This window comes from Amycolatopsis circi (genome assembly GCF_003385235.1).
GTDB lineage: Bacteria > Actinomycetota > Actinomycetes > Mycobacteriales > Pseudonocardiaceae > Amycolatopsis > Amycolatopsis circi.
Genome location: NZ_PQIA01000112.1, coordinates 21,710 through 31,599, shown reverse-complemented (window position 1 = coordinate 31,599; position 9,890 = coordinate 21,710). Strand labels below are relative to the sequence as shown.

At 68.9% G+C, this 9,890-nt stretch carries 12 protein-coding genes; 6 read left to right on the top strand and 6 right to left on the bottom strand.

Annotated features, from left to right (window positions below; translation table 11 throughout):
- Positions 1–225 precede the first annotated feature (225 nt).
- From D0D37_RS48915 to dnaB, 3 genes are all read left to right on the top strand, one after another.
- Positions 226–408, top strand: coding sequence for a hypothetical protein (locus D0D37_RS48915; protein WP_167493615.1), 183 nt, complete (start codon positions 226–228; stop codon positions 406–408).
- Between the two features lie 11 nt (positions 409–419).
- Entirely contained in the window at positions 420–1,217 is a 798-nt protein-coding gene (locus tag D0D37_RS34725; protein ID WP_116204822.1) for an ESX secretion-associated protein EspG, read from the top strand.
- Between the two features lie 715 nt (positions 1,218–1,932).
- Positions 1,933–3,336 (top strand): replicative DNA helicase, encoded by a 1,404-nt coding sequence (dnaB, locus tag D0D37_RS34720; protein WP_037809085.1) that lies wholly within the window; start codon positions 1,933–1,935, stop codon positions 3,334–3,336.
- Positions 3,337–3,375: 39 nt separating this feature from the next.
- Here the strand turns inward: dnaB and D0D37_RS34715 are convergent, their stop codons facing one another.
- The 4 genes from D0D37_RS34715 to D0D37_RS34700 are packed head-to-tail and all read right to left on the bottom strand — an operon-like array spanning position 3,376 to position 5,918.
- A complete protein-coding gene (locus D0D37_RS34715) occupies positions 3,376–4,401 on the bottom strand; it encodes an alpha/beta fold hydrolase (protein ID WP_116204815.1) in 1,026 nt (341 codons plus the stop codon).
- A gap of 4 nt (positions 4,402–4,405) precedes the next feature.
- Complete coding sequence (locus D0D37_RS34710) at positions 4,406–4,756, bottom strand: hypothetical protein (protein WP_116204814.1); 351 nt, start codon at positions 4,754–4,756, stop codon at positions 4,406–4,408.
- 13 nt (positions 4,757–4,769) lie between these two features.
- Positions 4,770–5,270, bottom strand: a complete 501-nt coding sequence (locus D0D37_RS34705; RefSeq protein ID WP_116204813.1) for a TetR/AcrR family transcriptional regulator — start codon at positions 5,268–5,270, stop codon at positions 4,770–4,772.
- A gap of 57 nt (positions 5,271–5,327) precedes the next feature.
- Complete coding sequence (locus D0D37_RS34700) at positions 5,328–5,918, bottom strand: TetR/AcrR family transcriptional regulator (RefSeq protein WP_116204821.1); 591 nt, start codon at positions 5,916–5,918, stop codon at positions 5,328–5,330.
- 52 nt (positions 5,919–5,970) lie between these two features.
- Between D0D37_RS34700 and D0D37_RS34695 the strand changes: the two genes are divergently transcribed.
- Positions 5,971–6,837: an SDR family NAD(P)-dependent oxidoreductase gene (locus tag D0D37_RS34695; protein ID WP_244223786.1), complete on the top strand. Its 867-nt coding sequence runs from the start codon at positions 5,971–5,973 to the stop codon at positions 6,835–6,837.
- On the opposite strand, the gene D0D37_RS34690 is transcribed toward D0D37_RS34695, so the two are convergent.
- A complete protein-coding gene (locus D0D37_RS34690) occupies positions 6,834–7,199 on the bottom strand; it encodes an ArsR/SmtB family transcription factor (RefSeq protein WP_116204811.1) in 366 nt (121 codons plus the stop codon). The two genes, D0D37_RS34695 and D0D37_RS34690, sit on opposite strands and share 4 nt — an antisense overlap.
- Before the next feature lie 84 nt (positions 7,200–7,283).
- Here D0D37_RS34690 and D0D37_RS34685 point away from each other — a divergent pair, with 84 nt between their 5' ends.
- Positions 7,284–8,462, top strand: a complete 1,179-nt coding sequence (locus D0D37_RS34685) for an MFS transporter (protein ID WP_116204810.1) — start codon at positions 7,284–7,286, stop codon at positions 8,460–8,462.
- A 3-nt stretch (positions 8,463–8,465) separates the two neighbouring features.
- Here D0D37_RS34685 and D0D37_RS34680 read toward each other — a convergent pair whose 3' ends face one another.
- Positions 8,466–9,005 carry a YciI family protein gene (locus tag D0D37_RS34680; RefSeq protein WP_116204820.1) on the bottom strand — a complete coding sequence of 180 codons (540 nt, stop codon included), beginning with the start codon at positions 9,003–9,005 and terminating at the stop codon, positions 8,466–8,468.
- 103 nt (positions 9,006–9,108) lie between these two features.
- Between D0D37_RS34680 and D0D37_RS34675 the strand changes: the two genes are divergently transcribed.
- A complete protein-coding gene (locus D0D37_RS34675) occupies positions 9,109–9,888 on the top strand; it encodes a dioxygenase family protein (protein ID WP_116204809.1) in 780 nt (259 codons plus the stop codon).
- Positions 9,889–9,890: the final 2 nt, after the last annotated feature.

The following is a 9,890-nucleotide window of genomic DNA, read 5'->3' as shown; positions in this document are numbered from 1 at the left end:
CTATTCGTCGGGGGCGTCAGATGTGTATAAGGGACGGCCTAAGGCCCGGGCGGTGGCGGCAGCGGAGACGGCGGCGGCAGCGGTGGCGGCAGCGGCAGCGGTGCCGGCGGAGCCTTCGGGCCCGGCGGATTCGGCGGGGCGGGCTCCGGCCCCGGCGGCAGCGGTTCCGGTGCGGCGGCAGGCGGGGCCGGTGCGGGTGCCGGTGGCGCTGGTGCCATGGGCGGCATGCGTGGTGCCGGCGCGGCTGGCAAGGCCGGTGCGGCAGGCATGGGCGGCATGGGAGGCGGAGCCAAGGGCGGCAAGGGCCAGGAGGACGAGGAGCACCAGACCAAGTACCTGCTGGAAGAAGACGGCAACGACATCTTCGGCTCCGACCAGATGACCGTTCCGCCGGTCATCGGTGAATGAGGATCGGCGACGTGATCACTCTCGACCGGCCCGTGACCTTCACCGCCTACACGCTCTGCAACCTGATCCGGCGACGTGGCGCGGAGCCGCACAAAGTCATCGGCGAGACGGCCGCGTTCTACGTGCCAGAGGATCAGCGCAAGCTGGACGAGCAGGTCAATGCGGGTCTGCAGCAGGCAGGGTTGATGGGGCCGCGAGGGATCGACCGCGATCTGCTCGCGCTGATCGACTCCATCTCGCGGCCGTATTTCGAGTATTACGGCTGGTTTGACGGTCAGTTCGAGGACGGCAGCCCGGCTAACTTTTCCGCGCTGGTGGGCAGTGGCAACGGCGGCGGCTTCGGCCTGGTCAGGGTCGGCCGCCAGCCGACGATCGCGGTTACGCGGCAACGGCCGGAACTGCTCCTCGAAACCTTCCTGGACATCATTCCGGCCGCCCGAACGCCCTCTGGGCAAGCCCTGCTTGTCGACCGCAAGGAGTTCGAGTCCGGGAAGGCCAATGAGTCCGCTGAACCGCGGAGTTCGATCATGGTCACCGACCAGAGCCGGAAGCAACCAGCCTCCCCGCTGAAGGAGATTCAGCGGATCATGCAGGCGCCGCGCATCGGCAATGGCACGTTGTACGTCGCTGCCCGGACACCGAGCGGCACCCGCAGGCGAATTCCCAAGCCGATCAACTTCGTGGACATCGACGAAGGGCGCTGGCTGATGGAGGAGCGGCCGGGCCGCGAATCCATCCTCGTGTACACGCCGTGGTCCAGGCAGACGATCTCCGAACGGCTCCGCCAAGCCCAAAGCGCCTTGGGCTGACCGCCCCGAGCGTTACTCCGGGTGGGGTTTCCGACACGGCACCGCGAGGTGGCCGAGCGGTGAACCCCACCCGGTTTCGCGTTTGCGCCCGGTTAACCTGCGCTTTTCCCGGATTGGTCACCGCTGGTAGTCGCCGGGTGGGCCAGGTGTGGAATTCTCCTTCGTTCAGCCCATCGGGTCAGTCATCTACCGTGCGTAGCAATCATCCACAGGGCAGTGGATCGTCGCCGGTGCGACACGCCGAAGAACCAGTTCGACACGACACGCCGGATGAGTTTTCACGAAGTTCTCCACAGTCTCTACACAGGCCTTGACCAGCGGGTTTACTGAAGCCGATCAGCACTGTCCCCACTTTGTCCACAGGCTCACCGGCACCTGTGATTAGTTGCCCTCAGTCATCCACAGGTTGTCCACAGGACGGTCAACACCCGGAATTGCGCTCGTCCTTCCGGGGGATCTAGCGTGCGTTCGCGCCCAGTACTCCCGGTGGCCCCGCGTGGCGGTCACCGGCGCGGGGAACCGGCCGGTCCATCATCGAAGAGGGCCGGACGGGCGATTGGGAAAGCCGGGCAGACTCCGGCATACTCGAACAGGTGTTCGCATGGACCGGCCTTCGCGCGAGGCGGGCGGCGGACGCGGTTCGGCTCAGGACAGGCGCACGCGAGACGACGGGGCCGGCCGGAACGACGGCGGGGCGAGGGGAGGTGTCCGGGCAGTGGCGGTGACCGATGACCGCGGTCCGGCGTACGCGGAGTCCGATCCGGGTCCCAGCGACCCCGGCCCTGGCGGGTTCGACCGCCAGCCGCCGCAGGACATCGCGGCGGAGCAGTCCGTGCTCGGCGGCATGCTGCTGTCGAAGGACGCGGTCGCCGACGTCATCGAAGCGCTCGGCCCCGGCGATTTCTACCGGCCCGCGCACCAGGCCGTGTACGACTGCATCCTCGACCTCTACGGCCGCGGCGAACCGGCCGACCCGATCACCGTGGCGGCCGAACTGGAACGGCGCGGCGAACTCGGCCGCGTCGGCGGGGCGCCGTACCTGCACACCCTCATCGCGACCGTGCCCACCGCGGCCAACGCGGGCTACTACGCCGAGATCGTGTCCGAGAAGGCGGTGCTGCGCCGGCTCGTGGAAGCGGGCACGCGCATCGTGCAGTACGGCTACGGCGCGGCCGCGGCCGACGGCGCGAACATCGACGAGGTCGTCGACCGCGCGCAGGCCGCGATCTACGACGTCACCGAACGCCGCACGAGCGAGGACTACGTCGCGCTGGAGGACCTGCTCCAGCCGACCATGGACGAGATCGACGCGATCGCCTCGCGCGGCGGCCAGTCCCAGGGCATCCCGACCGGGTTCGCCGACTTCGACGAGCTGACCAACGGCCTGCACCCCGGCCAGATGATCATCGTCGCGGCCCGACCCGGTGTCGGCAAGTCGACTTTGGGACTGGACTTCGTCCGATCGGCGTCCATCAAGCACGGCCTGACCAGCGTCATCTTCTCGCTGGAAATGAGCCGGACCGAGATCGTGATGCGCATGCTGTCGGCCGAGGCGAAAATCCGCCTTGCCGACATGCGAGGCGGCAAGATGTCCGACGACGACTGGACGCGTCTGGCCCGGCGGATGAGCGAGGTGTCGGAGGCCCCGCTGTTCGTCGACGACTCGCCGAACATGACGATGATGGAGATCCGCGCGAAGGCCCGCCGGCTCAAGCAGCGGCACGACCTCAAGCTCGTGGTCGTCGACTACCTGCAGCTGATGACGTCCGGCAAGCGCGTCGAATCGCGGCAGCAGGAAGTCTCGGAGTTCTCCCGTCAGCTGAAGCTGCTGGCGAAGGAGATCGAGGTGCCGGTGATCGCGATCTCCCAGCTGAACCGTGGTCCGGAACAGCGCACCGACAAGAAGCCGATGCTGTCGGACCTGCGTGAATCCGGTTCCCTGGAGCAGGACGCGGACATCGTCATCCTGATCAACCGCCCCGACGCCTGGGAACGCGACGACCCGCGAGCCGGGGAAGCCGACCTGATCCTGGCGAAGCACCGTGCCGGTCCGACCAGCACGATCGTGGTCGCGCACCAGCTGCACTACAGCCGGTTCGCCGACCTGGCCCACGACTGACGCGAGCCCGGCAGAGCTGGCCGCGGTACGTCCTCTTCCTCAGCGCCGCGCGAATCGGTGCAGGGCGTCGAGCGCCGCCGGGGCGAGGGTGTTCGGGTGGACGGCGTCGTGCAGCAGGTGGTCCACTCCGGGCAGCCGTACCCGGCCCGGTCCGCTGACGTGCGCGCGGCGCAGCGCGGTGGTCAAGGCATCCGTGGTGGCGCAAGTGACTTGGACGTCGTTCGTGCCGCAGGTCAGCAGGACCCGGGTCTCCGGCCGCAGGGCCGCGACGGTGGCTGGCGGATAGACGGCGTCGTCGCTGTCCACGAATCGGCTGTTCTGCCCTTGGAAGCCCGTGAAAAGCTGGGCGACGGCGGGCGGCAGGCCGGTGGGGTCGACCGGTCGGTGTTCGCGCAGGGCGGTGACGGCGGCGTCGATCGCCGCGTCGATCGTGTGCTGTTGCTGCGGGGTGAGCTGGCCTTGCCGGACCGCTTCCGCGATCTGGGCGTGCAGTTGCAGAGCGACCAAGTCCAGCAGGCGGAGCGCCTGCGGTTGCAGCAGTGCCAGGCCGATCGGGCGAGGACGGACGATGCCGCCGAGCAGCAACGCGGTCATCGCGCCTTCGCTGTGCCCGACGACCGTCAACGCGTGCGGGTTCGTCTCCGGCTGGTCGCGCAACGACTCGTAGGCGGCCTTCGCCTGCCGGACGAATGCCGGGTAGTCCAGCGTTTCCGGGTGGTCGCGATAGGCGCCTAGCCCGGTGCGGCCGGTGCCGTACTTGTCGAACCGCAGCGTGGCGACCCGGTCGCGATCGAGTGCGTCGACGACCTGCGCCAGCGTGTTCGGGGACAGGTGCGGTTGGTTGCCGTCGCGGTCGGTGGGTCCGCTGCCGGGCAGCAGCAGTGCGGCGCGCAATCGCTGCCCGTGCCGGTGTGCGGGAACGTGCAGGGTGCCGTAGGTCGGCGTCCCGTCGACAGTGAAGACGACCTCGCGGTCGGTGGCGGGCACGAGGCTGGACGTCGCCTCGGCCGGGGCGGCGGTCACGACGGCCAACGACAGCACGACTGCCGTGAGGTGGGAGAACATCGGCTCACCGCACGGCGTTCTCGACCAGCGCGACGGTCGCGCGGGGGTCCTCGACCTGGACGACCAGGCGGGCGTAGCGCTCGTCGGCGAGTTCGATCACCACGGCCTTCGACGCGTCTTTGACGTCCCAGAAGACTTTCTCCCCGTCGAGGTGGAACGTGCCCGCCGTGATCACGCCGGGCAGGTGGGCGCCCGGCGCGCGAATCCCTTTGGGGTCAGCGGCGATGCCGGGGTCCGCGGTCGCGCCGCGGACGTTGGCCAGCGGGATGGTCAGGCTGCTCTTGAAGGCCCAGAGTTTGTCGAGACCCTCGATCACGACCACGAGTTCGTCGCCGTCGATGTTGACCAGTGCCATGTCTTTTTCCTTGTCAGTTAAGGGGATCGAGGCGGTGGGACAGCGCGGTGCCGGCACCCTCGGGGTTGCCGCGCAGGCGGAGGCCCAGCGCGGCGGAGGTGAGGGCGGCGGCCAGGTCTGCGGAGATGCCCAGTGCGTCGGCGATCGCCTGGTCGAGCACGGCCAGCGCTGCGGTCACTTCGGCCGCCACCTCCTCGTCGGCCGGTGCCCGTTCGGCCGCCGCAAGCAGCAGCAGATCGAGGTCTGCCGACGTGACGAGCGACAGCGCGGCCGCGGCATCCGTTGCTGCGGCGAGCGCTTCGGCCAGGGGACGGACGTCGTCGGCGAGGTGGCGGCGCAGGGCGATCAGGTAGAGACCGCGCTTGCTGCCGAACGTCTTGTACAGGCTGTTGCGGTGCACGCCGAGGCGGGTGACGAGGTCGTCGACGGACACTCCGTCGTACGCGCGGCCACCGAACAACCCCACCGCGGCGCGCACCACCTCGTCCTCGTCGAACGCCCGTTGCCTGCCCATGCCCCGACCCTAGACTTTTGAGGAATGATCAGTCAAGAACGATCGTTCCTCAAAGTTCTACGGCCGGGCCTGCCGATCGATCATCGACACCAGGGTCGAGACGAGTTCCTCAGCCGTGACCTGCCACTTCTCCGCGGACAGGTGGCCGCTGACCTCCATGTCCGTGATCCCGTGCGCGCTGGTCAGCAGCAGTGCCGCGAATCGCCGGGCGTGCTCGGGGCCGACTAGATCGCCGACGATGGCGAGAAACTCGTCCATCGCGCGGTCGCCAGCCTGCACCGCCGCGTCGATCACGGCCGCGGCGCCAACTGGCGCGGCGAACATCAACCGGTACAGGTGCGGCTGACGGCGACCGATCGTCATCAGCGCGGCCAGGCCGCGGTGCAGCGTCTCGTCCGTGGGTACCTGCGGATCGGTGCGCACCGCGTGCACCTCGTCCGCGAGCCGGTTCAGGGCTTCGGCCGCGATGGTGGTCAGCAGGCTGTCCTTGTCCGGGAAGTGCCGATACGGCGCGCCGCGGCTGACCCCCGCCCGCGCGCCGACCTCGCGCAACGTCACCGCGTCCGGGCCGCCGCTGTCCAGCAGGCCAGCGGCCGCGTCCAGCAGGGCGCGACGCGTCGCGGCAGCGGATTCCGCACGGGTGACCATGCCGTTCAGCATACAGTTGACAACGTCAGCTGAGCTGCTTACCCTCGCTGAGGTGACAACGTCATCTGAGAGTGGGACAGCAGTCATCACGGGAGCTTCGACCGGGATCGGCGCCGCTACCGCGCGCGAACTGGCCCGTCAGGGGTGCCACGTCATCGCGGGAGTTCGCCGCGAGCGCGACGCTGACGCATTGCGTGCCGACGGCATCGAGCCGGTCATCCTCGACATCACCCAGCCCGACCACATCGCCGAACTCGCCGCCCGCGTCGATCAGCAGGCGGGTCCGCTGCGGGCATTGGTGAACAACGCTGCGATCCAGATCAACGCACCCGTCGAAACTCTGCCGTTGAGCGAATGGCGACGGCAGTTCGAGGTCAATCTCTTCGGCCACGTCGCCGTCACCCAAGCACTGCTGCCCGCTCTGCTGCGCCATTCCGGCCGAGTGATCAACATCAGCTCAGTCGGCGGCCGCGTCGCCTTGCCCACCTACGGGCCCTACGCGGGCACGAAGTTCGCCCTTGAGGCAGTCAGCGATTCGTTGCGCCGGGAGCTGGCGCCGCTCGGCGTACCGGTGGTCGTCGTCGAACCCGGCGCGGTCCGCACGCAGATGCCGGACCGGGTCATCGCCGCCACAAACCAGCAGGCCGACGCCATGTCCCCGCAACAGCGCGATCGCTACGGAAGGCTGCTCGAAGCGGTCAACACGCACGCCGCCGCGCACATGCCCAACGGCAAATCCGCCGACGCCGCGGCAAGGGTGATCGCGAAGGCCGTGACCGCCCGAAAACCTCGCACCCGCTACACCGTCGGCCGGGACGCCGCGCTGATCACTCGCCTGTCGCGGGTAGTGCCGGACCGCATGCTCGACCGGATCCTCGCGGCCAACCTCCGGCCGCATTATCCGAAGCCGACCGCCTAGGAAGCGGCCTGCCAGTCGGCGACTAGGTCCAGCAGTCCGGGGAAGCGTGCGTTGAGATCCTCTGCGCGCACCCGGCTGCGTCGTTCCAGCCCGTACTGCCGCTGCCGCAGGACGCCCGCCTCCCGCAACGCCTTGAAGTGGTGGGTCAGCGACGATTTCGGACGGTCGAAGCCGAACCAGCCGCACGGATGGTCGTAGGCCTCGCGTTCCAGCAGCAGTTTTCGCACGATCGTCAGCCGCAGCGGGTCGCTCAGGGCGCCCAGGACGATCTCCAGCCGCAGGTCTTCGCGCGCCGGCTCGGGCAGCGGCGGCGGAAGTTCGGCCGGTGGGACATCCGGGTCGGGCACCGAGGACGAGCGCATGCCGCCATTCAACCACTCCAGTACGAGTTTAGTCGAACTGGTGCTAGATTCGAGCAGTTCGACTTATCTCGTACTGGAGGATCCATGGCCGTCGTCGCGCCCTCGCGGGTCGCTAGTCCCTGGCTGGCCGCGTGGCCGGTCACCGCGGTGTTCGTGCTTTCGAACGCGCCCACTCCGCTGTACGTGCTGTGGCAGCACCGGCTCGGGTTCTCCGCCGGCACGCTCACGGTGATCTTCGCGGCCTACATCGCCGGATTGCTGGCCGCCTTACTCGTGGCTGGCCGCGCCTCCGATCGGCTTGGGCGTAAACCTGTTGTGCTGCCTGGTGTTCTGCTCGCGCTGATCGCGTGCGGGCTGTTCGCCGTCGCGACGTCGGTGGTCGCGTTGGCGGCCGCTCGGTTACTCGCCGGGATCGCGGTCGGCATCACGGTGTCGGCGGGGATGGCGGCGGTCGTCGACGTCGGCGGGCCGGAACGCGCTCGCACCTCGACGCTCGCGGCGTCTACCGCGATGGTGTTCGGAGCCGGGCTCGGGCCACTGCTTGCCGGAGCACTGTCGGAAACCCTGCCCGGGCCGACGGTGACGATCTTTGTGGTTTCCGCTGTGCTCCTGCTCAGCGCGGCCGTCGTGGTTATTCGGCTACCGCTGCGGCGGCCGGTCGATGCCGGTGCGGGCGATTGGGTGCGAGTCCCAGCGGTGCCGCGGGCGCAGCGCAAGTACGTCGCGCTCGGGATCGCGGTTTTCGCGCCGGGCATCACCTCGACGTCGTTCGTGCTGTCGCTCGGACCGGCGCTGCTGGCCAGCGTGCTCGGCACCAGCAATCGCCTGCTCGCCGGGGCGACCGCGTTCGTCATGTTCGGTGCGGCGACTGCGGTTCAGTTCGCGGCCAAGCGGCTCGAGGTGCGCGCCATCCTGCTCACCGGCGCGGCGGCGGGGGTCGCTTGCATGGTGGCGTTGCTGGTCGCTGTCCACGCGCAGTGGATCGCGGCCATCGTTGTGACCGCTGTGCTCGCGGGGGCCGCGCAAGGGCTGGGCCAGCTCGGCGGGCTCACTCTGATCAGCACCCACGTGCCCGAGCGGCGGCGCGCCGAGGCCAACGCACTGCTCAACTTCGGCGGCTACCTTCCGGCCGCGCTGCTGCCCGTCGGCACCGGCTATCTCAGCGACGCTCTCGGAATCGCCACCGGCTCAACGGTTTTCGCCGCGCTTCTCGCACTCGCCGCGCTCACCGCTGGCGGAATCGTGTGGCGGTACGCCCGCTGACGATCAGGAACGGCCGCCGGGTTGCCAGTAGTGCACCTCGATCGCGGCGTAGCGCTCAGCAGTAAGGATTCCGCGTGCCGCGTCGGCATCGGCGGCTTGCACCAAGGCTGCCGTGCCGAGCCACGCGGTGCCGTCGTCGGACCACAGCGGCCCGTAAGCGATCAAGGCATCCGTCACGGCCGGTTCGAGGTCGACGGCGGGGCCGGAACCTAAGCCCAGCACCAAATACAGGTTCGCCGCCTCCGGGTCGCCGGGGAATTCCCACATGGTGCGGCCAAGAGCGTTGTCCCAGCGGCGAATCAGGACGTCCCGGTAGGCACCGGCCTGGTAATTCGGTTCGGCGAAAGCGAATTCGCGCACCGCGGCGGCGTCCGGGAGGTCGACGATGTGCACGCTGCCGGTCGGGGTTTCGCCGTCCAGGGTCGGGCCGCGCGCGATCAACTCGGCGGCGAATCCGTCCATATAGGACCAATGTTCTTCGATCAGCTCGGTGCGCAACGCGGCGGAGCCGGGACGGTCGCGGTGGTAGCAGAAGAACTTCACCAGGGGAGTCTGCCGCATCCGCTGGACCGCCGAAGACGAATTCGCCAAGTCCGTGATCCAGGCGTACAGTAGTAGTTGAACTTTCAAACACATGGAGGCAGCCATGGCGACCCGCACGCCGGTCCTGTACCTGAGCCACGGTGCGCCGCCGCTCGCCGACGACGAGACGTGGACAAGGCAGCTCGCCCAATGGTCCGCTGACCTGGCGAAACCTCGGGCGATCCTGGTCGTTTCGGCGCACTGGGAAGAGGCTCCGCTGACCCTCGGGGCGACCGCGACTGTCCCGCTCGTCTACGACTTCTGGGGCTTCCCCGAGCGCTACTACCAGGTCAAATACCCCGCGCCGGGCGCTCCGGAGCTGGCCGCGCGGGTGCGAAAGCTGCTGCATTCGACCGACATCCCGGTGCACGACGCCCCGGACCGCGGCCTCGACCACGGCGCGTACGTCCCGCTGGTGGAGATGTTCCCCGACGCCGACGTCCCGGTGCTGCAGATTTCCATGCCCTCGCTCGACCCGCGGGCGCTCTACGACCTCGGCCGCAAGCTCGCGCCGCTGCGCGACGAGGGCGTGCTGATCATCGGCAGCGGATTCTTCACTCACAACCTTCGCGCGATGCAGGAAGTCAATGGTGCCAACGGAACCCCGCCGGGATGGTCCGCGGAGTTCGACCACTGGGGCGACGAAGCGCTGCGCGACCGCGACCTCGACGCGTTGCTCGACTTCCAGCACAAGGCGCCCGCCGCCGCGATGGCACACCCGCGGATCGAACACTTCGCGCCGCTGTTCGTGTCGCTCGGCGCCAGCTCGGCCGAGGGCGAAGGCCGCACGGTGATCGACGGTTTCTGGCACGGCCTGGCGAAGCGGTCGCTCGAATTTTCCTGACG

Excerpts from the sequence above, each read along its gene's own strand:
- D0D37_RS34685 (WP_116204810.1), top strand. The coding sequence starts at position 7,284 with ATGGCCGTCGTCGCGCCCTCGCGGGTCGCTAGTCCCTGGCTGGCCGCG.
- D0D37_RS34675 (WP_116204809.1), top strand. The coding sequence starts at position 9,109 with ATGGCGACCCGCACGCCGGTCCTGTACCTGAGCCACGGTGCGCCGCCG.
- D0D37_RS34705 (WP_116204813.1), bottom strand. The coding sequence starts at position 5,270 with ATGGGCAGGCAACGGGCGTTCGACGAGGACGAGGTGGTGCGCGCCGCG.
- D0D37_RS34690 (WP_116204811.1), bottom strand. The coding sequence starts at position 7,199 with ATGCGCTCGTCCTCGGTGCCCGACCCGGATGTCCCACCGGCCGAACTT.
- D0D37_RS34710 (WP_116204814.1), bottom strand. The coding sequence starts at position 4,756 with ATGGCACTGGTCAACATCGACGGCGACGAACTCGTGGTCGTGATCGAG.
- D0D37_RS34700 (WP_116204821.1), bottom strand. The coding sequence starts at position 5,918 with ATGGTCACCCGTGCGGAATCCGCTGCCGCGACGCGTCGCGCCCTGCTG.
- D0D37_RS34715 (WP_116204815.1), bottom strand. The coding sequence starts at position 4,401 with ATGTTCTCCCACCTCACGGCAGTCGTGCTGTCGTTGGCCGTCGTGACC.
- D0D37_RS48915 (WP_167493615.1), top strand. The coding sequence starts at position 226 with ATGCGTGGTGCCGGCGCGGCTGGCAAGGCCGGTGCGGCAGGCATGGGC.